General features: G+C 37.7%; 16 protein-coding genes and 1 pseudogene. 9 read left to right on the top strand and 8 right to left on the bottom strand.

The genetic code is table 11. From position 1 onward, the window contains the following. Positions 1-15: 15 nt before the first annotated feature. From BHECKSOX2_RS09760 to BHECKSOX2_RS09750, 3 genes are read left to right on the top strand one after another with little or no spacing between them, the layout of a single operon-like run. Positions 16-2,136: an ATP-binding cassette domain-containing protein gene (locus tag BHECKSOX2_RS09760; RefSeq protein ID WP_237731661.1), complete on the top strand. Its 2,121-nt coding sequence runs from the start codon at positions 16-18 to the stop codon at positions 2,134-2,136. After that, positions 2,133-3,308, top strand: a complete 1,176-nt coding sequence (locus tag BHECKSOX2_RS09755; RefSeq protein ID WP_090715034.1) for a beta-barrel domain-containing protein — start codon at positions 2,133-2,135, stop codon at positions 3,306-3,308. Before BHECKSOX2_RS09760 ends, BHECKSOX2_RS09755 begins: the two co-directional genes overlap by 4 nt. Beyond that, on the top strand, positions 3,309-4,100 hold the full coding sequence (locus tag BHECKSOX2_RS09750) for a DUF2927 domain-containing protein (RefSeq protein ID WP_139683414.1): 792 nt from the start codon (positions 3,309-3,311) through the stop codon (positions 4,098-4,100). A gap of 18 nt (positions 4,101-4,118) precedes the next feature. Here BHECKSOX2_RS09750 and dinG read toward each other — a convergent pair whose 3' ends face one another. The 4 genes from dinG to BHECKSOX2_RS09730 form a co-directional block, all read right to left on the bottom strand. After that, positions 4,119-6,173 (bottom strand): ATP-dependent DNA helicase DinG, encoded by a 2,055-nt coding sequence (dinG, locus tag BHECKSOX2_RS09745; RefSeq protein ID WP_139683413.1) that lies wholly within the window; start codon positions 6,171-6,173, stop codon positions 4,119-4,121. Continuing rightward, positions 6,174-7,145 carry a polyprenyl synthetase family protein gene (locus BHECKSOX2_RS09740; protein WP_139683412.1) on the bottom strand — a complete coding sequence of 324 codons (972 nt, stop codon included), beginning with the start codon at positions 7,143-7,145 and terminating at the stop codon, positions 6,174-6,176. 6 nt (positions 7,146-7,151) lie between these two features. Further along, on the bottom strand, positions 7,152-7,769 hold the full coding sequence (rlmE, locus tag BHECKSOX2_RS09735; protein ID WP_139683411.1) for a 23S rRNA (uridine(2552)-2'-O)-methyltransferase RlmE: 618 nt from the start codon (positions 7,767-7,769) through the stop codon (positions 7,152-7,154). A gap of 539 nt (positions 7,770-8,308) precedes the next feature. Then, entirely contained in the window at positions 8,309-9,157 is an 849-nt protein-coding gene (locus tag BHECKSOX2_RS09730; protein ID WP_139683410.1) for a hypothetical protein, read from the bottom strand. Between the two features lie 231 nt (positions 9,158-9,388). Between BHECKSOX2_RS09730 and typA the strand changes: the two genes are divergently transcribed. Further along, entirely contained in the window at positions 9,389-11,194 is a 1,806-nt protein-coding gene (typA, locus tag BHECKSOX2_RS09725) for a translational GTPase TypA (protein ID WP_139683409.1), read from the top strand. Positions 11,195-11,287: 93 nt separating this feature from the next. Beyond that, the gene (locus BHECKSOX2_RS09720; protein WP_139683408.1) at positions 11,288-14,341 is read left to right on the top strand and encodes an efflux RND transporter permease subunit; all 3,054 of its coding nucleotides are present in this window, start codon (positions 11,288-11,290) and stop codon (positions 14,339-14,341) included. Positions 14,342-14,358: 17 nt separating this feature from the next. On the opposite strand, the gene ruvA is transcribed toward BHECKSOX2_RS09720, so the two are convergent. From ruvA to leuC, 4 genes are read right to left on the bottom strand one after another with little or no spacing between them, the layout of a single operon-like run. Next, entirely contained in the window at positions 14,359-14,946 is a 588-nt protein-coding gene (gene ruvA / locus BHECKSOX2_RS09715; protein ID WP_139683407.1) for a Holliday junction branch migration protein RuvA, read from the bottom strand. 21 nt (positions 14,947-14,967) lie between these two features. Next, entirely contained in the window at positions 14,968-15,582 is a 615-nt protein-coding gene (leuD, locus tag BHECKSOX2_RS09710; RefSeq protein WP_139683406.1) for a 3-isopropylmalate dehydratase small subunit, read from the bottom strand. Then, positions 15,575-17,287, bottom strand: a complete 1,713-nt coding sequence (locus BHECKSOX2_RS09705; protein ID WP_245391374.1) for a DUF262 domain-containing protein — start codon at positions 17,285-17,287, stop codon at positions 15,575-15,577. Before BHECKSOX2_RS09705 ends, leuD begins: the two co-directional genes overlap by 8 nt. Positions 17,288-17,313: 26 nt before the next feature. After that, the gene (gene leuC, locus BHECKSOX2_RS09700; RefSeq protein ID WP_139683404.1) at positions 17,314-18,717 is read right to left on the bottom strand and encodes a 3-isopropylmalate dehydratase large subunit; all 1,404 of its coding nucleotides are present in this window, start codon (positions 18,715-18,717) and stop codon (positions 17,314-17,316) included. A 57-nt stretch (positions 18,718-18,774) separates the two neighbouring features. On the opposite strand from leuC, the gene BHECKSOX2_RS09695 reads away from it, so the two are divergent. From BHECKSOX2_RS09695 to BHECKSOX2_RS09680, 4 genes and pseudogenes are all read left to right on the top strand, one after another. After that, positions 18,775-20,535, top strand: a complete 1,761-nt coding sequence (locus BHECKSOX2_RS09695; protein ID WP_139683403.1) for an N-acetylglutaminylglutamine amidotransferase — start codon at positions 18,775-18,777, stop codon at positions 20,533-20,535. Next, positions 20,528-20,962: a ribonuclease HI gene (rnhA, locus tag BHECKSOX2_RS09690; RefSeq protein ID WP_139683402.1), complete on the top strand. Its 435-nt coding sequence runs from the start codon at positions 20,528-20,530 to the stop codon at positions 20,960-20,962. Before BHECKSOX2_RS09695 ends, rnhA begins: the two co-directional genes overlap by 8 nt. Before the next feature lie 111 nt (positions 20,963-21,073). Continuing rightward, a complete protein-coding gene (locus BHECKSOX2_RS09685; RefSeq protein WP_139683401.1) occupies positions 21,074-21,541 on the top strand; it encodes a toxin-activating lysine-acyltransferase in 468 nt (155 codons plus the stop codon). 93 nt (positions 21,542-21,634) lie between these two features. Then, positions 21,635-24,309 (top strand): annotated as a pseudogene (locus BHECKSOX2_RS09680) (hypothetical protein); the annotation flags it as partial.

The following is a 24,309-nucleotide window of genomic DNA, read 5'->3' as shown; positions in this document are numbered from 1 at the left end:
ATATAGTAAAAAATCATGACAACAAATACAAATAAAAGTAACGACATTAAACAAATACTGTTAAGCACTCTGCAGCGTCTATCGCAAATGCAACGATCGCGTTTTGACCGTGTTGAATTGCAACAAGTTATTGAAGATGAAGTTAAAGAAGGTCTTGCTAATTTTTCAATATTGCAAAATATTTGTCAGGCATTATTAGTACACAAACCTAAAAAACTTAAATCTGTTGACGACCCTTCGCTTTTGCCGTTATTGATATTTGATAATATTGGAAAAAAATGGGGTATTTTAAAAACCCTTAATAGTAAAGAGCAGTGGATTTCTGAGTGGTTTTCAATTGAGCAGAACACTTGGTTGGAAGTTGTTATTGAAGATTTTAATGATTATGAGATTTTTTCTTTAAAGCTTAAGAAAAAATTTGATGCAAATAGCAGTCGAATTTTTCAAATGGTTAAATCTGAGTTGATTAGGCATAAAAAATGGTTGATCGATGCTTCGGTTTCTGGTGTGCTCATCAATACGGTTGCTGTTACTAGTGCATTTTATTCAATGCAAATTTATGACCGTGTGGTGCCAACAGGTGCGCAACAAACTTTGCTCGTATTAACCATTGGCATACTTTTTATTGTTGGACTAGAGTTTGTTGCTAAATTAGTGCGTGCAGGGTTGTATGAAAAACTCATTGAAAGTGTTGATAGGCGTTTATCTAGAGATGTTTATAAGCGATTTTTATCGCTGAGAATGGATCAATTACCAAAAAGTGTAGGAAGTTTGGCGTCTCAAATGCGAGGTTATGAATCAGTGCGAAATTTTCTATCAGCAATTACAACTTACTTGATTGTTGATGTGCCTTTTGTATTGTTTTACATAGCTTTAATCTTATTGATTGGCGGTTATTTAGCGTTAGTACCCGTGGTATTTTTTGTGATTGCAACTTTTGTTGGCTTGTATTTTCATAAAAAAATAGAAGCACTTGCTGATAACATTAATGAATCGGTGAATCTTAAAGTTGGATTATTGGTTGAATCAGTAGAAGGCGCAGAGACCATTAAATCAGGTCAAGGAGGTTGGCGCATGCTGTCTAATTGGATGAATGTGACTGACGAAGGGCGTGGTTATGATTTAGAGATGAAACGCATGACAGATCAATCTCAGTATATGGTTGCTCTTTTTCAACAGTCATCTTTTATTTTAATGGTGGCATCAGGTGCACTGTTAATTGGTGGTGGTAGTTTAACAATGGGTGGTTTAATTGCTTGTTCAATTTTATCAGGTAGAATTTTAGCGCCTGTTGCACAAATCCCTTCTCATTTAGTGCAATGGGCTAACACCAAATCAGCGATTCGCTCTTTAGATGCTATTTGGGATTTAAAGTGTGATCATGACGATATAGAGCAGCCGATTGTCTTGGAGAATTTGCGTGGAGAATTCTATATTGAGCCTAAGACACAATTTAATTATGGTGGAAAAGTGGCACTCGTGTTGCCAGAATTAACTATTAAACCAGGCGAGAAAATTGCAGTTCTGGGTCCAATTGGCTCTGGAAAAACAACCCTATTGCGCTTGTTGAGCGGCATGTATAAACCAAATATCGGTAGAATTTTACTAGATGATATTGATTTGGCGCATATTTCTAAACCCATGTTAGCTGAAAAAATTGGATTCTTGCAACAAGAGGGGCGTTTGTTTAAAGGCACACTCAGAGAGAACTTGATTTTAGGTTTGGTTGATCCAGGAGATGGCAAGATTTTAGAAGTTGCCAAAATGACAGGGTTGTTAGATAGTGTGATTGCAAGCCATGAAAAGGGTTTAGAACAAGAGATATTTGAAGGAGGAATGGGGCTTTCTGGCGGTCAAAAACAACTGGTTAATTTAACAAGAGTGGTTTTACGATCTCCTAAATTTTGGCTACTTGATGAGCCAACTGCCTCAGTTGATAAAAATTTAGAAAGATTATTGATTAATTTATTTAAACAAATACTAACCCCAGAAGATACTTTGGTGTTAGTCACACATAAAATGGAAATGTTAGAATTGATAGACCGATTAATTGTTGTTAACAAAAGTCAAGTGATTATGGATGGTCCAAGAGATGAGATTATCGCTCAGCTTTCTGGAGGGGCAAAGCAAAAATGAAAATAAAATTAGAATCCGTTTTGTCAAAAATTGAACATTCATTTTCTGTTAGTTATGTTTTATTGGGTGGTTTTGTTGGTTTTTTGTTATGGGCGAGTTTGTTTGATATTGATGAGACTGTGCGTTCTCAAGGTAGTATTGTGGCAAATGGGAATACCCAGATTATTCAAGTTGCTGATGGCGGTGTTTTGTCTAAGTTGCTGGTATCAGAGGGTGATCAAGTTAAGCAAGGAGAACTCCTTGCAACACTTGAGAAAGATAGAGCTCAAGCTGGTTATCATGAGATTAGATCTCAAGTTGCCTATTCAAAATCAGCATTAGCAAGAGCAAGTGCCGAAGTATTGGAAGAGCCAATCGTATTTGACGAACTAACACAAAGTTATCCTGATTTTATTAATGCACAGAAAGCGCTTTATGTGCAGAAAAAACGCTCTTTAAATCAAGAAGTTGGCGTGTTAGAAGAAAGCCTTGATCTTGCCAACAAGGAGTGGGAGATGACACAAACATTGGCCAAAACGGGTGATGTAAGTGAGTTAGAGGTTTTAAGATCAAAGCAAAAGCGTTTAGAGTTTAAGCGTATGATTATGGAAGTCAAAAATCAATATTATGAAAAAGCTTCTCGTGAGATTGAAAGATTAGAAGGGGATCTTGCCAAAAACCTGCATAAACTTAGAGAACAAGAAAGTATTTTGGAATATACTAATATTCACTCACCTGTTTCTGGCGTGGTTAAGGAATTAAAAGTGACAACTATTGGCGGCGTCCTTAGGTCTGGTGATCAATTAATGGAGGTTTCGCCCTCTCAAGGCGGTGTTATTTTAGAGGCAAGAATTAATCCTATTGATATTGGTCGAGTCAATCTTGGACTACCTGTTGTCATCAAATTGGATGCATTTGATTATACAGTTTTTGGTGGTTTAAAAGGCATCGTGACTTATATTAGTTCTGACACTTTACTAGATAAAGACCCATCAGGTAGACAAGTTACTTTTTATCAAGTGAATGTGGAGATACAAGGTCCAGAGCATAAGAACAATGCAAAATCTAAAGAAATTAAGGTTAAATTAGGAATGTCTGGTACCATTGATATTAAAGTCGGTACACGCTCTTTGTTTAAATATTTAACCAAGCCAATTACACGAGGTTTTGGCGGTGCACTTAACGAGCAGTAAATGTTATTTTCTAGATTTAAGTTAATCAAGTCTGGATTTAAGTTTTCACTGATTTTTTTACTTGTTACGCAGGTTAATGCGTACAAGCCATTATGGCAATCTAAGGAGTATATCAAAAAATCTTTCTTTGAAATTGCTTATAATAATGAGTACTCTAAAGAAAAAAGCAAACTAAGGCGCTGGGAAAAACCCATTAAATACAGAGTAGATTATTTTAATTTACCGCCAAAGATTGAAATGGTTGAGACTTTAATTAATGAGCATTTTAAAGATTTATCTAGTATCATCAATTTACCAATTACCAAAGATGATAAAAATCCTAATTTTAGAATTGTACTAACCAAAAAATCACATTATAAAGATGCTATCAGTCGTTATATGACTAGTAAGGTAAAAAATATTGAAAATGAGTCAAATTGTTTATTATCCTTTAGGCATAAAGCATACCAACTAATTGGCGCAACTGTTATTATTCCTGTTGACCATGCAATGCGTTACGGTTTACTACCTGCTTGTGTAGTGGAAGAGCTCACTCAGGCCATGGGGCTACCAAACGATTCTGATTGGGTTAATCCTTCGGTGGCAAATGACAAAAGTATCTTAGATTTATTAACAGGACTTGATTACTTGATGCTAAAAATATTGTATGACAAACGCCTTGTTGTTGGTTTGGATGTTGGGCAAAGTAGCGCTATAGTTGATACTATATTATTTGATTTTGAGCAACAAAACTTAATCAAGAATTCTGTATTAAAATCAAGAGAACTCCGACTCAGCAAACAGTTGGAGTAAAAAAATAAGAATTGCTTTTTATTCAACGACTATATTGTAATTGGGTAGGGCGTTGAGAAGTTGTTTGCCGTAGAATTTAGTGACAAGTCGATTATCAAAAATGGTGATTTTGCCTGTATCAGTTTCAGTACGAATCAATCTACCGCAGGCTTGAATGAGTTTGAGCGAAGCATCAGGTAGGGATATCTCCATAAATGGGTTGCGTTTTTGTGATTCTAAGTAGTCTGCTAGTGTCTTGTCAATCGGTGAGGTAGGCACATTAAAGCGTAGTTTTACAATAATCACATGGGTAAGATTGTCGCCTTTGAGGTCTACGCCTTCGGCAAAACTATCCAGTCCAAAAATCACACTAGCTTGATTTTGTTGTCGCAAATTGATGTGTTTTTCTAAAATCCCTTTTTTTGAGAATTCGCCTTGCACCAATAAATGTGGTTCGAGCTTGTTTTCAACCAAGTCTGCTACCATTTGCATTTGTTTGTTTGAAGCGAACAATACCAGTGTACCTTGATTGGGATCAATACGCTGTAATAGTTGTGTGGCAACTTCTTGTGTGTGCTCATAGACTTGTTGAGGTGCAGCCTTAAATTTGGCAATTACGAAATCTACTTGTTCAAAAGAAAAAGGCGATGGTAGACGCAAATATTGGTTTTGTGTTTTCACCAAACCTAATTGTTTATTTAGCCTGTCAAAACTACCCAGTGAAGATAGCGTGGCAGAAGTTAAGACACAACCTGCTGCCTTGGACCAAATTAGAGTATCTAAGTTAGTAGAGATATCTGTTTGTGCGCTACAAAGGCTATAGTTGGTCTTTTTATTAGAGATATTTTTTTCAATCCAGCGAGAATAAGGTGATTTTTTAGCATCATCATCAGTTCTTAAAAATGATAAGAATAGCTCAACAATATTGATTAAATGTTGTTCGCATTCACCAAGGGCGTTATTCAGTGGGCTAGCAATATGCTTATCAATGGGTTTTATTTTTAAGTAATCTTCCCATGATTTTTTCAAGATGATGAATTTGTTTAGAGTGTGGGTGATTAAGGTGTTGAGTTGTGTGCTAATTTTAGCAATACCACTATCAACTTTTCCTTGATTAAATAGGTATACATTTTCATCAAAAGACAGCGATTTTAATAAGCTACTCAAGTCTTGTAAGTAGCCATCTATTTGTTTAATATCAATTTCAATCGGATCTTGTTCGGTGAGTTCGGCGATTTGTTCACTGAGTCCTTTGGCTTGACGAAGGCTACTTTTGATAAATTCGGTATTGGTGCTCAGCGAAAAGTGCGATAAGGCTTTAGTATTTAGATGGTGCGCTTCATCAAAAATAAATATACTATCTGCCACATCAGGTAGCACTGTATTTCCTGTTGATAAATCTGCTAATACTAAGTCGTGGTTGGCAATAATCACATCAGCTTGGGCGATTTTTTTTCGTGCTTTAAAAAAAGCACAATCTTGATAAAATTCACAGTTTTTCACAGTGCAAGTGAAACGATTACAGGCAATTTTTTGCCACAGCATAGTCTCAGGAGTTTTGGTTAAATCATCAATCTCGCCATTCCATTTTTTTGCTTCGTAGTCATCGTGTAAATGGTTTAATGCTCTTAATTGATACTGGTTAGGGGGTTTGTCAAATAATAAATCGGTGTTAAGTGGCAACTCTTCGCTAGCGTTATCTTGTGCTAAATTAATCAAATCTCGAATACATACATAACGAGAACGCCCTTTAGCCAATGTGTATTCAAAATCCACTGTACAATATTTTTGCGCTTTGGGTAAGTCTTTTAACAACAGTTGCTCTTGTAAGGCAACATTTGCACTAGAAACAATTAGCGTTTTTTTGCTGAATTTAGCAATAGGGATGCTACTTAGTAGGTAAGCAAAAGTCTTACCTGTGCCAGTTGGCGCTTCTACGCATAGAATTTTGTTGCTATCGTATTCTCCAGCTAAAGTTTTGGAGATTTCTGCAATCATTTTGTTTTGTGAGCCGCGTACTTGAAAGCCATCCATATCTTCTTTTAACGCAATAAACGAATCACGGATTTTGGCTTTTAACTCGTCAGAAAGCATTTAAGATTTTCTTTGCAAGGATAGATCGCAAAGCAAAATAAGTGCTTCTTTGTATTTAGAATCTTGTAAAGAGTCTAATGATTTTTTTGCAAGGTTGGCTGATTTCTGCGCTTGTTTGCGGGTGTAATCAAAAGCATTCACTGATTGTAAAATACCAAGGACCTGTTCAATTTTAGAATTGTCTGCGTTATTAATGGCGTCTTTTAGCAGTTGCCTGTCTTTGGCAACCGTATTTTTGAGTGCATAAATTATCGGTAGTGTGGTTTTACCTTCACTTAAATCATCACCAACTTCTTTACCCATAGTCTCAGCATTAGATTGGTAATCCAACACATCGTCGATAATTTGAAAGGCATTACCGAGATGCAAGCCGTAATTTTTTAGCGCTTGTTCTTGTACTTTGTCTATATTTGATAAAAGTCCACCAATTTGTGTTGCTGCTTGAAATAATACCGCTGTTTTGCGTTCAATGACTTGATAATATTCTTCTTCAGTAAGGGCAGAATTTTGACAATTTAGCAGTTGTAACACCTCACCTTGTGCAATTTCATTAGTGGCTTTAGATAGAATTGTCATAATGCGCATTGAATCAGATTTAACCATCATTTCGAACGCACGAGAATAAAGGAAGTCACCTACCAGCACGCTGGCAGCATTACCCCAAACCTTGTTGGCAGTTTCTTTGCCACGGCGTGACTTAGACTCATCAACAATATCATCGTGTAATAAGGTAGCGGTATGAATAAGTTCAATCACTACTGCCATTAAATGATGATGCTCACCTTGGTAATGGGTGGCGCGTGCACATAACAACAACAACAGCGGACGCAAACGCTTACCGCCAGCGTTAATAATATAACCACTCATCTGATTGATAAGTGCCACATTAGAGCCCAGATGTTCAATTAATACTTGGTCAGTTTTATTAATGTCATTTTGAATTAGATTTTGAATATCTTCAAAGGTGTTCATAGGTGTTTATTTTAAACTATTGGCTAATAGATATACTTCTTTAGAGCGTGCGCGTGATGCCTTGGGTTTGCGAATGACTACTTTGTTAAAAGCCACTCGAGCAGCCTTGACATACTCATCAAAGCCCACACCTTGAAAGACTTTAACAAAGAAGTAACCTTGTGGTGTGAGTGTTTTTATTGCCAAATCTAGTGCTAATTCGCACAGATACATAGATTTTGGAATATCAACAGAGAGTTGTCCGCTCATATTTGGTGCCATATCGCTAAGCACTATATCAACTTTTTTGCCTTTTGTGAGTGCGAGTAATGCTTCGTAAACTTCAATTTTAGTAAAGTCACCACGCAGGAAATCCACACCATCAATGGGTTTAATATTCAAAATATCGCTAGCAATCACTTGTCCTTTTCTGCCAACCATTTTAATTGCAACTTGACTCCAACCACCAGGGGCAGCGCCTAAATCCAAGACCACATTGCCAGATTTGATAAATTTGTCTTTATCATTGATTTCAGTTAGTTTATAAACTGCCCGCGAGCGATAACCCTCCTTTTGTGCGCGTTTTACATACTCATCATTTAGATGTTCATTCATCCAGCGAGCAGAAGATCCTTTTTTTGTCATATTAAATTAATATTTAATGGGAGACCTTTGTATAAATAGGAATAATCATCAAAAACCCACTTTTCACCCACTTGACGATTTTTCCAGCGACACCCAGCAGTCCTCTAGGAGGGTAACCCAGCCTTAGCCCTGCTAGGACAAGCTTTAAAGAAATCATCAATTGGGCAAAAATTGGATTTTGCCAATCACCTTTATTTTATACAAAGACCTCAATAATATCATTGTCGTTTATTCATATTTATTAAGGGGTGGAAATATATGGATATCTATTTCTTTGCACTGCACTTCTGGGCTGGCTGGCTAACCCCCTCCTTTCGATAACATTGCCTTCGCTTTTATTTATACCTGCAAAATCAATAACTTTTGTATCGGTTTTGCTAAATAGTATATAAAATTTTCCTGAATTATTGTCAACAATAGAGTTTGTCGTATAGGCGCTAATAATCAGATTATCTACAGATACCAAAAAACCCCGGTACAATTTATGTATTTCATAAATTGTACCGGGGTTTTTGTAGGAATCCTAAACTAATCAATTACTATAAAATAGCAAGGTCTTGCACCTCATTCCAGTTATTTCCACTAATATCAGAAACTATTGACTCGTTAACAGTTTTGTAGCATCCCGTGCTGTTAGAATATGGAGTTTCTTCTGTATTTTGATCAAGCAAAGTAAGTTTATACTGAGCTCCTTCTGTATTTTGATCAATCAAGATATCATTAATACCATATCTGATAAAAACATCAGTAAGATTAATTCCTTCTTCAGTGTGCCAAGTTCTTTGATAAATCAAGATATCATCAGTGCTATCGCTGACAGAATCCTCAGTAAGTTTATACTGAGTTCCTTCTGTATTTTGATCAATCAAGGTACCATTAGTCATATCGATAACAAGAACATTAGTATCATAGGCGGTAGAATCATCAGTAACATCAATCCCTTCTCCAGTGCCTTTGTTATTAAAATCTTCTTGTGTTTTGTCGTTGGCTTGATTGTCATTATGCTTGTCTTCTGTTTTAGCAATAGCGTCGTCAGCAACTTCAATGGTATTTTTGGCGATTTCAGCAGAAGCATCAGCTTTTGCAATAGCGTCTTTAGCGATTTCAGCAGAAGCATCAGCTTTTGCAATAGCGTCTTTTGCTAGAATGGCATAATAATCAGCCTTTTTAATAGAATAATCGTCTCCGTCGCGTTTAGCAACTTGAGCAGTTTCATTGGCATGCTCAATAGCAATTTTAGCAGCCTGAGCGTCTTTATCGGCATTTTCAATAGCGATTTTAGCGACTTTGGCATCAGCACTAGCTATTTTAGTGGTGTCTTCAACAGTTGCTCTCTTATAACTACAGGCTATTTCTATTTTAGTGCTTTTATCGTCTTTATATGTCATTTGTTATTCCCTCTTATTGGTTTATGTTAAAAATTAAACTACTTTACTACATTAAGTAGATTATACAACAAATTTTTGGATAACTCAATTTATAAATATAATGCCTTTATACGGTTTGACAAAATAAGTGTTGCAATCCAATGTTTTGGCTAATTGTCTTTATTTTAATGCTAATATAGGGATACTTTAGGGGATAATAGCGAATTTTTTAAACACTTTCAATATCATAAAATGAACGATAAGCTTAGGAATATTGCCATTATTGCCCATGTTGACCATGGAAAAACGACACTGGTTGATAAATTATTGGAGCAGTCTCAGACTTTTAATGAGCGCTTTGAGTCAAGTGATAGAATGATGGATTCTAATGATTTAGAAAAAGAACGAGGTATTACTATCTCTAGTAAGAACACGGCGATTAAGTGGAATGATTATCATATTAACATTGTTGACACGCCAGGACACGCTGACTTTGGTGGTGAGGTAGAGCGTGTACTGTCAATGGTAGATTCAGTTTTGCTATTAGTAGATGCACAGGAAGGTCCAATGCCACAAACGCGTTTTGTGACTAAGAAGGCTTTTGACCAAGGACTTAATCCAATCGTGGTGATTAATAAAATTGATAAAGATGCAGCACGCCCTGATTGGGTGATTGACCAAGTATTTGATTTATTTGATCAATTGGGTGCAACCGATGAACAATTAGATTTTCCGATTATTTACGCTTCAAGTATTAATGGTTATGCGAGTTTAGAAGACGATGTACGCTCAGGTGACATGACACCAATGTTTGAAACCATTGTGGATAAAGTAGCGGCACCCGATGTTGATGTTAATGCACCATTGCAAATGCAAATTACTGCTTTAGACTATTCATCATTTATTGGTGCGATTGGTATTGGACGCATTACCCGTGGCACAATTAAGAAAAATCAGCAAGTGATGGTGGTGAGCGCTGATGGTGCGCAGCGCAAGGCCAAAATTGCAGGTTTGATGGGCTTTATGGGTTTGGAAAAGATAGATACAAACAGCGCTGAGGCGGGTAATATTGCTTGTGTCACAGGTATTGAAGGTATTTCTATTTCAGATACGATTTGTGATGTTGAAACCGTTGAAGCCTTGCCACCACTTAGTGTGGATGAGCCAACAGTATCAATGGCATTTCGTGTCAATGATTCGCCGTTTGCAGGTCAAGATGGTAAATACATTACTTCAAGAAATATCCGTGACCGTTTGGATAAAGAGCTTATTTATAATGTGGCACTTCGTGTTGAAAATACACAAGACCCATCTGAGTTTTTAGTATCGGGTCGGGGTGAGCTACATTTATCTATATTGATTGAAACCATGCGCCGTGAAGGGTTTGAGTTGGCAGTAGGTCGTCCACAGGTAATTTTAAAAGAGATTGATGGGGTGATTTGTGAGCCGTTTGAAGATTTGAGCGTGGATGTTGAAAGTCAGCATCAAGGCACAGTAATGGAAAAACTCGGCGAGCGCAAAGGCGAATTAACCAATATGATGCCTGATGGCAATGGTAGAGTGAAATTAGATTTTAATATCCCTGCACGCGGTTTGATTGGTTTTAGAACAGAATTTTTAACCGCTACGACAGGCACAGGTTTAATGAACTCTTCATTTGATGCTTACAAGCCAAGAAAAGAGGGTGAGATTGGGCAGCGAAACAATGGTTCGCTTATTTCTATGACACAAGGTCAAGCAGTGGCATATGCGATTTTTAACTTGCAAAAATCAGGTAAATTCTTTGTTGAACACAATACTGATATTTATGAAGGTATGGTGGTGGGCATTCACTCGCGTGATAAGGATTTGGTGGTAAATGTCATGAAAGGTAAGCAGCTCACCAATGTTCGTGCCTCAGGTACTGATGAGGCTGTGTCTCTTACGCCTGCAATTAAGCTTGATTTAGAGCAAGCATTAGAGTTTATTGATGATGATGAATTGGTTGAAGTAACGCCAAACAATACGCGTATTCGTAAGCGTCTATTAACTGAAACTGAAAGAAAAAGAGCGCGGTAACAGTTAATAAATCGCAAAAAATTATCACATTTATGATGTTACGATCCCTTCAGTAATTTTTTTTGTTTAGGTGTTTTGGTATACTAGTGCATTATGGATAGTTTTTTTAGTTTCTTTGTTAAACAAAAAAAGTTAGCACTGGTTTTTACCGTCAGTGTTATTGTTGTTGGATTGTTTTCTTTGTTTAATATTCAAAGAGATCAATTTCCTGTCGTAGATTTTGAAGTTGTCACTATTGTTACAGCTTATTCTGGTGCCTCCCCTGAGGATGTTGAACAAAATGTTACTAACCCAATCGAAGATGAGCTTCGAGGCATCACAGGAATTGATAGCTTCACCTCATTTTCTCGTGAAGGGATCTCTAGTATTTTTGTAACACTGTCTCAAGATACAAGTGATATTGGCGCCTTAAAACAAGAAATTACCAATGCAGTTGATCGAGTTAGAAGCTTTCCAAAAGAGGTAGTGGACTTACCCAAGGTAGTTGATCGAAAAATCTCACTTAGAAGTATTTTAAAAGTGAACCTTAGTAGCAAAACCCTCTCTTTTTCCGAATTAAGAAACAGTGTTGATGTGATTGCCAGAGAGCTAGAGTTGGTTGATGGGGTTTCTGAAGTGGTTAAGGAAGGGTATTTAGACAGGGAAATCCAAATTAGAATTGATACTGATAAACTCTATCAATATGAATTATCCCTGCCGCAAGTGATTGATGCCATTGAAAAACGCAATCAGCGTTATACAGTAGGAAATAATCATGACATTACTGATGAAAAAACCATTGTTGTATTGGCTAATTTTGATAAAGCACAGGCCGTTGGTGATGTGGTTGTTAAGTCAAGTTTTGATGGGCCGGTAATACACTTAAAAGACATTGCCAGTATTACTGATGGCAATGTTGAGGAAAAATCTATCATTCGTGTTAACAGTAATAAAGGTTTTATTCTGAACATTCGTAAGCAAGAGCAAGCGGATATTATTACCACCATTGATTTAATCAAAGAAAAAATAAACGAACTACAGCGTAAAAAACATCCAAAATTGAGGATTTTTTATTCTTCTGATTTATCTAAATTGGTGCGTAATCGACTTGATATTGTCACCAAGAATGGGGTGATTGGTTTGTTGCTGGTATTGCTTGTACTTGGTGTGTTTTTATCTTTAAAAACAGCATTTTGGGTGGCACTTAGTTTGCCAGTATCTCTATTAGGTGCAGTGGCACTATTAGATGCGAGTGGCGAGACTATTAACCTAATATCTTTGGCAGCAATGATACTAGTGCTGGGTATTGTGGTGGATGATTCAATTATTGTAGCAGAAAGCATCCACCGCCATAAGCATAAGGGAGGGGATAAATATCAGTCTGCTGTACGAGGCTTTAAACGCGTTATTATGCCAGTAGTTGCCACAATATTAACCACTATTTTTGCATTTTCATCTATGTTTTTAATGGGTGGGACAATGGGTAAATTTATTTATGTTATTCCACTGGTGGTGATTTTTGCCCTTACGCTGTCTTTTATAGAGGTGACAATTGCCTTGCCAGCACATCTGGCTGGCCTAGATGAAAAACCGCTTGGGCAAGCTTTGTTTGATAAAATTGAAAAATGGTTTGAAGGCTTTCTCAATAAAGTATTAAGGCTGCGTTATTTGGTGGTAGTGGTATTTCTAGTGGCTTTGTTGGGTTCAGTGTATTTTGTTGCAACACAAATGCATTTTACCATGTTTCCTGCTATAGGCGCGGATGTAATTAAGGCAAAACTACAAATGCCGGCGGGCAGTTCTTTGCAGCATACAATGCAAATTAGTCAGAAAGTAGAAAAGTTAATTACCAAAATAGTGGGTGATGATCTAGATTCACTAACCAATGTTATTGGTCGAGAATTTGACCATATGGCAAAATTTAGTATTGACTTAGTTCCTTCTGGGAAAAGAAAGCAACAAGTAGAAAAATTATTATCACAGTTAAAAAATCACGCTCAAGATATTCCAGAAGTTGAAAAACTAACCTTTTCAGTCAGGCGACCAGGTCCACCACAAGGTGAAGATGTTGAGATACAAATTATTGGGAGTAATGACAAGCAACGCCAAGGTGCTGCTAATGAACTTGAGAAAATTTTCTCCAATGTCAAAGGACTAGATAATATTGATAGAGATGATAAATTAGGTAAATCACGCATTGAAGTGGTGCTTGATTTTGAAAAAATGGCAAGACTAAATGTTGATTTTGAAACTGTGAATCGTTATCTAAGGTCTGTTTTTACTGGTATTGATGTTACTGATATCCGTTATGGCGATACCGATGTTAATTTTCGTATGTATCTAGGTAACCCAAAGCAATCTGAGGGTGTTATTAGTACATTAAAAATTAGTAACCGTAATGCTAGACCAGTACCACTTAAGCAATTTTCATCGATTCAATATATTGATGGAGAGCCAGATTTTAATCATTTTGATGGACAGCGTTCAGTGCTAGTTAGCGGTAGTGTTGATGACCAAGTAACGACATCACAAGCTATTATTAAGCAAGCGTTAGAACAGCTAAATGCAACTGTTTTGTATCCTGATGTTCGTATTCTGAATGAAGGAGGTGCAAAAGAAACGCAAAAATCAATGAAGAGTTTGCTAAAGGCGTTCATGATAGCAGTTTTTGCAATATTTTTATTATTGGTGCTATTGTTTAATTCCTACACCCAGCCGTTATTGGTATTAAGTGCCATTCCATTTTCAGCTATTGGCGTTATTTGGGCATTTTTCCTGCACGCTCAAGCGCTCAGTTTTTTTGCCATGCTAGGCGGTTTGGCGCTTATTGGCGTGATTGTAAACGATTCTTTGGTGATGGTGTCACACCTGAATTATTTAAAACAAAAATTATCTACCACTACACCTGTGTTTGAATGGGTAGTGCGTGGTGCAAAAGAGCGTTTGCGTGCGGTCGTGCTAACCACACTTACCACTTTAGCGGGCGTCATTCCAATGGCTTATGGTATTGGTGGTAGCGATTTTCTCTTGCAACCCATGGCATTGTCGTTAGGTTATGGGTTACTCTTCGGTACTTTAATAACTTTGGTGTTGCTGCCGTGTCTGTATTTAATAAATTATGAGTTTGTGAGCTGGATAGAAGGAAAGAAAGTTAAGTTTAAGGCTTAATCTTTGACTAATTTTCATTATTTATTCTGGAGTGCTAAGCGAATAAGTTGCTCAGTACTTAATGAATTATCAGTGATGGCGCTCAGCATCTTTTCAGCTTCCTTAACCTTAAAGCCGAGCGCTTGTAGTGCAGATAATGCTTTTCCAGTGTTTGGATTGCTGTTGCTAAGTGCAACAGTTTGGTGATTGGTGTCAGTGAGTTCAAGTTTTGTCAAACGGTCTTTAAGTTCAACAATCAACTTTTGTGCGGTTTTCTTGCCAATACCTGGCGTTTTTGCCAGTAATGCATCATCATCATTGGCAACTGCACTCATTAGCGTGGCAATATCAAGATGTGACAAAATCGATAATGCCACTTTGGGTCCAACACCATTGACACGAATCAACTCTCTGAATATGGTTTTTTCATCTTTAGAGATAAAGCCGTACAGTGTTTGCGCGTCTTCTTTAACATGAAAATGTGTATGTAGCGTCAGTTCACCTCTATTTTCCATGGCGTAAAAAGTAGGCATTGGGCAAAGCACTTCATAGCCAATACCACCTACCTCAAGTAGCACTTCAGGTGGGTTTTTTTCTAAAATTTTGCCTGTTAATTGCCCAATCATGATAGCTAAATTATAGCCTTCTTACAACCAAGAATAAGTTTTGAAGTAGTTTTTTTCAAAGTTTTTAATCTCTTTAGCATATTGCAAAGTTAGGTCAATATCGTCTAAGCCGTTTGTTAAGCGTCGTTTGCGTTCGCCATCAATATCGAATGTGTAAGTTTTGCTATTAGCAAGGATAGTTTGCGCTTTAAGGTCAATGGTGATTGCATTGCCAAATGCAAATAATTCGTCCATCACATTATTATCTTGCACAATTGGTAAGAGTCCATTTTTAAAGCAATTATTGTAAAAAATATCGGCAAAACTCGGTGCAATAATCACCCGAAAACCATAATCTTCTAACGCCCAAGGCGCATGCTCGCGACTTGATCCACAGCCGAAATTCTCTCTTGCTAAAAGTATTTGTGCACCTTGATACTCAGATTTATTTAAAATAAAATCTGTATTGAGTGGGCGCTTGCTATTGTCCATACCTACTTCGCCGTGGTCTAGGTAGCGCCACTCGTCGAATAAATTCACGCCAAAGCCCGAGCGCTTGATGGATTTCAAGAATTGCTTAGGAATAATCGCATCGGTATCCACATTTGCTCTATCAAGCGGTGCGGTAATAGAGGTTAGTGTAGTAAATTTATTCATAATTTATACTCCAAGTATTTACGGCTTGTTTCGCCAGCCAGTCTTGATGACTCTCAAGTGTTTCGCTATCCCATTCAGCGTATTCAGATATTTTTTGAGAGAGTTTAGAGAGAGAATTTTGGTAAATCGCCTTTTTCTCATTGAACAGTTGAGTGCCGCAGTTTTTGTTATCTTCTTTTATTAATAGCGTCATATTACCCAATCTGTCAACAGCTTGGCGATGTTGCTCTTGATAATATCTTTCCCATTCTTCGGTGATATTATAGGGGGCAATATGCTCTAAAGTCCAAGTGTTGTAATCTGAAGCGGTGTTTGCCAGTTTGTTTTCAACCTCTGTTAATAGAAAGCGAATTTTTTTATTGCTTTGTCGGCTGGGCATAGTATGATATTTTAATACGGATTGGAACGCTTGATCATTGGGATATAACTGCTTAAACTCTGGTTGATTTTTAATATGACTTGCTCGTTCCAATTCTCCACTTGAAATTTTCATTGCTAATGTGTTGTAAGTCTTTTCTTGCTCGTTGGGCGAAGAGTGAATAATGACATTGTAACGAATAGATAAAATATATAAATATTTGGCAAGTTTTACAAACTCATCGGGACTAAACTTATCATAAGCGGTTAATAGCAGTAAAAACGGCTGTTTAATGTTGAATAATTTAAAAGCCTTTAAGTAGGGTTTGACTGAATCATAATTTGGATTGCCCCATAATTTATCTTCTGCATCGTTAAGTGCTGCATAGATAGGGGCGTATTTCGATAGATTTCTTAAATAGTCTACAGTCTCTTTCGGTTGTTGAATTTTATCTCTAATACTGGCAAATAATTTTTTCTTGGTAACTAGAGAGTAATGCGTATTATGGTAATAACGCACAAAGTCCGTGAAATTTCTCTCCCCTAATTCTGAAATGATGCCACTCCACTTTTCATCCATGTCATTAAGTTCGCTCTCATCAACAGTACGCTGATTGTTATCAACAACTTTTGAAAATAAATAATTTTTAAGCAAATCGGGGGTTGAAAGTTGAACGCCTCTAGCGTTTAGCGTTTCAAAAACTTTGTAAGCATTTAAGTTATTATCTACTACAATTTTAGTAAACAACATGCCATCTGCTGTTCGTTCAATAAATTTAGCAATATTTAAGCCAGAGTCATGGGTTATTTTTTTGCAGAAAAATTCAAAACAATCCGACATTAATTTGTCTGTTTTGGTTAAATTTCTATTGACTAGGGGTTGCAAATCTTCAGTCAGTTTTTTAAATTTAGTATTGTTATTTCTATTTAAAACTAGTTTGTTATAAGGCGCAAGTGTGGTAGGGCTTAATGTACCAATAAAACCTCTTCTTATTTCGTTTAATCGTATTTTATTATCTTCAGTATTTTCGTTGTCATTAGGTAAATTTTGAATCTTATGCATGGCTGATAAAATCAAAAGAGATAGAGTAATAAGGCGCTGTTGCCCATCAATGATTACAAAATTGTTTTTATCTTTTTCATTACGCTGAAGGACAATATAGCCCATATAATGCTCTTCTTCGTTTAAATTTTCAATATCTTCCTCTTCTTCGTTTAAATTTTCAATATCTTCCCATAGCTCTTCCCATTGTTCTTTATCCCATGAGTAATCTCTTTGGAAATGCGGCACATTATATTTAACGCTGTTACCCATTAAAGCTTTAAAAGTCTGATTGCTGGGTTCCATCGCAAGAAATGACGTATTTTTACGCATCAAACATTTGAAAAATGACCCGCAATCGCGCTGGCAGCAGCAATTGCAGGGCTAACTAAATGCGTGAATGAACCTTGTCCTTGACGACCCTCAAAATTGCGATTTGAAGTTGAAGCGCATCGTTCACCAGCTTCTAGTTTATCTGCATTCATTGCCAAACACATAGAGCAACCTGCTTCACGCCACTCAAACCCGCTATCTATAAATATTTTATCCAAACCTTCATATTCAGCTTGTTTTTTAATCAAACCAGAGCCAGGGACGACCAAGGCAAGTTTGATATTGCTGGCAATATGTTTGCCTTTTGCAACTTCAGCAGCAATGCGTAAATCCTCAATACGAGAGTTGGTGCAGGAGCCAATAAAAACTTTGTCAATTTTAATGTCTGAAATCTTAGTATCGGCTTTAAGATGTGTGTAATTCAACGCATTTTCCCAACTGGTTTTTTGTACTTCGTCTTTGGCGTTTTTAGGGTTAGGCACGACCTCATCAATGGCGATGACCATTTCAGGCGAAGTACCCCAAGTAACTTGTGGCTTGATATCATTGGCTTTAAAACTCAATATTTTGTCAAAATGTGCACCATCATCAGAGCGTAGAGTATGCCAATATTTAACCGCCTTATCCCAGTTTTTACCTGCTGGAGATAGCGCTCTGCCTTTGACATAGTCAATGGTTTTGTCATCAACTGCTATCATGCCACAACGACTGCCTGCTTCAATTGCCATGTTGCATAAGGTCATTCTGCCTTCAATTGATAGATTTTCAATGGTGCTACCTGAAAACTCAATTGCATAGCCTGTGCCACCTGCAGTGCCGATTTTTCCGATGATATAAAGTGCCACATCTTTAGCACTGACATATTTATCCAACTCACCATTCACTTCAATCTTGAGATTTTTTGACCTAGATTGCCACAGGCAACCTGTGGCTAAAACATGCTCTACTTCCGAAGTGCCAATGCCAAATGCCAATGCACCCAATGCACCATGTGTAGAAGTGTGCGAATCGCCACAAACGATGCTCATTCCTGGTAGCGTGGCGCCTTGTTCAGGGCCAACCACATGCACAATGCCTTGACGGATATCGTTCATTGGTATTTCATTAATACCAAATGTTTTGCAGTTTTTATCCAGTGTTTCAATTTGTAATTTAGAGATAGGGTCTGTAATACCATTCACGCCTGATGAGCGATTTGTGGTTGGCACATTATGATCAGGCACAGCTAAGTTTGCTTGTAATCGCCAGGGCTTTCTACCCGCCATTGCTAAGCCTTCAAAGGCTTGAGGAGAGGTAACTTCGTGAATGAGTTGTCTATCAATATAAATAAGTGCAGTGCTCTTTTCTTCACGCACCACATGTGCATTCATTAATTTGTCGTAAAGTGTTTGTGCTTGAGTCATTACTGATAGTCAATAACTTGATAAAATAGACTATTTTACATTCTCTATAACTTTAATATGTGTGGTATTTGTGGTCAATTAAGATTTGATAAGCAAGTGGTTAAGTCGCAAGACTTAGAAACAATGATGCAAAAAATTGCCCGCCGTGGTCCTGATGATAGTGGTATTTGGCTTGATAAAAATGTAGGGCTTGGGCATCGACGCTTGAGCATTATTGATCTGTCTAATCACGCACACCAGCCGATGGTGGATGATACCTTAAGTCTGAGCTTGGTGTTTAATGGTACGATTTATAACTATAAATCCTTGCGTCAAGATTTAATCAAACAAGGTTATAGATTTTTCTCTACTTCTGATACTGAAGTCATTCTTAAGTCTTATCATCTGTGGGGTGAAGATTGTGTTTTGCACCTGGATGGTATGTTTGCTTTTTGTATTTGGGATGGCAAAAAATTGTTTGTTGCGCGTGATAGAATGGGGATCAAGCCGTTGTATTTTAATCTTACAAATCAAACATTTAGTTTTGCTTCTAATACGCAAGCTTTGAGCGTAATTGGCGCAGATACCAGTATTAACTCAATAGCGTTACAACAACAATTATCCTTGCACGGCGTAGTGCCAGCACCGAATACCATTTTAAATGGCGTTAATAAAGTCAAGCCTGCCACCACCTTGAGTATTGACAGCAAGGGCAAGATTGTTGAAAAACAGTATTGGCAACCAAAAGCACAAAGAACGGGTTTGACAGATGAGGAATATTTAGAAAAAACGCATGAATTACTGATTAAAGCTGTTGATAAAAGAATGTTGGCAGCCGATGTGCCAATTGGTGTGCTGCTCTCAGGTGGGTTGGATTCTTCGTTATTGGTTGGACTTTTGCATGAGGCAGGACACTCAGATATTCGTACTTTTTCAATTGGTTTTGAAGATATTGACGATGAGAGCGGTTCAGAGTTTGAATATTCTGACCAAATTGTTAAGAAATTCAATACTAAGCATGAAAAGTATATAGTGAGCAATTCACAGGTATTGCCACGACTTGAAGAGGCAGTAGCAAATATGGCAGAACCAATGGTAGGGCAGGACGCAGTGGCGTTTTATTTGTTATCCGAACAAGTGTCAAAACATATTAAAGTGGTGTTATCAGGGCAGGGTGCAGATGAGGCTTTTGCTGGGTATTTTTGGTATGCGCGTATGCAAAGCGAATCAGGTAGTGAATTTGAGCGTTTTGCCAAACACTATGTTGATAGACCTTATGAAGAATATTTACAAACGGTCAATGCAAGTTATCACACAGGTAATCACACGCAAGATTGGCTAAATAAAGAATTTTCTAAGGACAATACGGGAGAATTTATGGATAAGATTTTTCGTACTGATATTACCCGTTTAATCGTTGATGACCCAGTGAAACGCGTGGACAATATGACTATGGCATGGGGTTTGGAGGCACGCGTTCCGTTTATGGACACCCATTTGATTGAGCATGCACTGAGCATACCACCGAGTTTAAAAATGCGTGATGGGGGCAAATATCCACTCAAACGTATCTCACGCGGGCTTTTACCTGATAGCGTGATTGATAGAAAAAAAGGCTATTTTCCAATGCCGGCACTCAAATATGTGCGTGGTGAATTTTTAGAATTTATGACAGATATTCTTAATTCTACTCAGTGCATTAACCGAGGGCTTTATAATCAAAATTTTGTGCAAAAAGTCATCAGTCAGCCTGAGCAATATATGACAGCGCTGAATGGTTCACGCCTGTGGCATTTGGCGTTATTAGAATATTGGTTACAAGTGAATATTGATGGATAAAATACTTATTTATACTGATGGAGGCTGTCGAGGTAATCCAGGTATTGGTGGCTGGGGTGTGTGGTTACGCTATGGTGAGTATTCGAAGCAACTCAATGGTGCAGAGAAAGACACCACCAATAATCGCATGGAACTCATGGCTGCAATTAAGGCGTTGGAGGCAATTAAATCAAGCAGTATCCACATTGATTTATATACCGACTCAAAATATGTGATGAACGGGATAACACAATGGATTACTGGATGGAAGAAAAAAAATTGGAAAACAGCGGCAAAAAAACCTGTTAAAAATGTGGATTTATGGCAAAAATTAGATGAACTCAATCAAAAGCATCGGGTCTCATGGTTTTGGGTTAAGGGTCATAGTGGCGATAAAGGCAATGATATGGCGGATTTATTAGCCAATCAGGCAATGGATAATTTTTAAATAAAGTAGCATTGCGCTTATTCCTAAATTTGCACTTAGAATTTGAATTTAGGGTGTACAATAAAACCCTTTTTTATTTTTTTATATTTAACAGACTTACTTTATTGAATTATGGCGCTAGAAAAAATCACCGAAAAAATGTACATGGAAATCTTAGGAAATGCATTTTGGTTGTCAAGACAATCAGAATTACATTGCAAGCATTATAATATTTGTGGTTTTTTTAGTCGCATTTCAGAGGGGATTTTACTTGATCAATACAAATTAATTCGCAACAACAACGATATGCCTTTAGCTTTTGCTGTATGGGCAAGAGTTGATGACAAAACCCTAGATAAGATATTGCATGAAGATTATAAAATAGTTGCTAACGAGTGGAATAATGGAGACAACATATACTTTTTGGAATATATTTGTCCATTTGAGCATATTTTTCAATTTAATCGAGAAATAAGAAAAACCTTGCCTAATAAAGCTAAAGTGTACGCTACAAGGGTTAAGGTTGCCAAGGATGAAAATAATAAAATTATACCTTGTAAGCGCATCATGAAACTGGTTAACAACCTTTATTCAAGATGATGATTTATAATGTTTACAGTAAGTATTCATCCGTCCAACAAAGGCTTATGTTATTAAAATATTATTATTTGTGCAAAAAATTGTGAGGTTTTTATGGGTTCAATAATAAAACAAATTGTTGACGCTATTGTGTATTTTGTATCAGGAACATACAAAGGAGATGATGGTGACAACACACTAACCGCTGTTGGTTTCGCAGTATGGGGTGATGGCGCTCATATGTATGGCGGCAACGATACAATATATGCTGCCAGTTTAAAGCTGGATGTTTATGATACTTGGGGGCATTTATATATCTACGGAGCTGCTGGCTTTATGACTGTTGATAAAAGCGGCTGGGGCAATATGTCTGTCGCTGGTCTTGCTGGTGCAATGGATTTACAGCATACTGGACGATCGGGCAATATTGACTTTAAAGGCGCAGCGGCAAGTAATTACATATATCGTCGGGGCGATTCGGGGAATATTTCATTTAAAGGTGCTGGCATATCCAACAGAGTGATTAGTAAGGTAAGGCGTGGCAATATTTCATTTGAAGGTATTGGTGCATCTAATATTGTGGAGCGTACAGGGGGGGATCAAGGCGACATTCACTTTACTGGCGCTGGGGTGTCAAACATAGTTACCAACAGTGCAAATAAAGGCAGTATTTATTTCATTGGACTAGGTGCTTACAACAAAGTGGAGCGCAGAGGTTATTCGGGTAATATTGATTTTAATGGGGCAGGTTTTTACAATGAAGTTGTTAATGCCGTCACCCACGAGGGTAATATTGATTTTTTCGGTGCTGGTGGATACAATTTAGTGGAGCGCAGAGGGGGGCGTAAGGGTAATATTGTCTTCAAGGGTGTTGGTGTAGCTAATCATGTTATCAATACAGCTGAGTATGGCAATACTGATTTTATTGGCGGTGGCGGTGCCAATATTATTGAGCATTCGGCTAATGGCAATGTCTCATTTAAAGGGATAGGTGCTATTAACAAGGTAACACACACGGGTGATTATGGCAATATAAACTTTGTTGGCGGTGGCGGTGGTAATATTATTACTCGCTCTGGATTAAAAGGTAATGGCAATTTAACAGTAGTAGGTGGTGGCAATGTTGTTACTTGGTCAACCAGCGGTAGATTAAAGGCAGAACTCGGTGGCTTTTGCTTAAACCTGTTAAAGAGATACGGCAGTGGTAATACTGAGTTAATGCTGGTTTCATTGGGCAATATTGTTGATGTAGAAGTTTCTAAAGGCAATCTTAGCTTAATCGGCGCTGGTGTGGCAAACATAATTAGTTATAAAGGGAGAGGCACTTTAAACGCCAAATTACTCGGCGGTTCAACTATCATCACCAGAAGGGGCTACGGGAATTCAATTCTGTATCTTGCGGCGGGTGCCAATGTCTTTACTGATTTTTCTACAGGCAATGTCAGTGGCTTTTTATTTGGCGGCGTTAATGCTGTTACTAAACAAGGCGATGGCAATATTGACTTGGCAATGTATGGCGGTGCCAATGTTCTAACGCAAGTTGGTAAGGGCAATATTAAAGCCATGATGTTTGGCGGTGCCAATATCATTACCAAAGTAGGCGACGGTAATATTTTAGCACTATTATTTGGTAAAGCAAATATTGTTACTCAAGTTGGTAAGGGCAAGATGTATTTGTTAATGCTGGGCATAGGTAATATTGCCACCAAAATAGGAAATGGCGATGTTATTGTTGGCATGTTTGGTGTTGGCAATGTGCTAACCCATGTTGGCAATGGTATGACCGCTGCATTAATGGTATCTGTGGGGGTTAATTTTTTTACCAAGGTTGGCAATGGCCCAACGCTGGCATTAATGTTTTCAGCAGGTGGTAATATATTCACTCATATTGGCAACGGGTTAAGCGCCGCTTTAATGATAGGCGGAAAAGCCAATATCTTTACCAAAGTTGGCAATGGCACAACAGTAGCAGTAATGCTAGCAGGTTATGCTAATATATTCACCCATGTTGGGGATGGTTTTAGTGCCGCTTTAATGATAGGTGGGCAGGCTAATATTTTTACCAAAGTTGGCAATGACACCACTTTGGCGGCTATGGTTGGTAATTTCAATATTTTTACTCACATTGGCAACGGATTTTCAGTTGCGTTTGCAATTGGGCAGGCTAATATTGTAACCAAAGTTGGATCAGGTGATCTAATTACAGCGGCTATTGGTCAAGCCAATATTGTTACCCATGTTAATTTAGAAGGAAGTGGCAACACCATGAGTTTGGTGGTTGGCCAAGCCAATATTATTAGCAGAGTATCTTCGGTGGAGGGTTTTACAGTTACCGTATCCCCACTAGATTCCGTAGTCTCAGACCCTGTTTTGGAAAAACATCGCCTCTTCCCAAGAGGTAATGTATTTTCTGCACCACAAAAATTCTTAACATCAGGCGTTGATGCACTCAAAGCAACTGGTGCTGCATTATTAGGTAGAAAGAACGAAGGCAGCATGGTTACATTTGCCGTAGGTCGGGCCAATATTATCACTCACATTGGTAATGGTGCAATGCTAGGTATAGGCATTGGCCAGGCCAATATCATTAGTAAAGTGGGCTTGGGTCAAACCATCCAAGCTGGTATCGGTCAAGCCAATGTTCTTACTTCCGTTGGCGATAATGACAGTTTGCAAATTGCCGTTGGCAACGGCAATCTTGTTACTAAAGTGGGCTCTGGCTATAGCGCCATGATTGCCGTTGGTAAAGTCAATATCACCACCAAAGTGGGTGATGGTTTTCATGTCGG

It is taken from the genome of thiotrophic endosymbiont of Bathymodiolus puteoserpentis (Logatchev), assembly GCF_900127505.1.
Classification (GTDB): Bacteria; Pseudomonadota; Gammaproteobacteria; order PS1; family Pseudothioglobaceae; genus Thiodubiliella.
The sequence above is the reverse complement of the archived record's forward strand: the minus strand, read 5'-3'. Positions and strand labels throughout refer to the sequence as shown.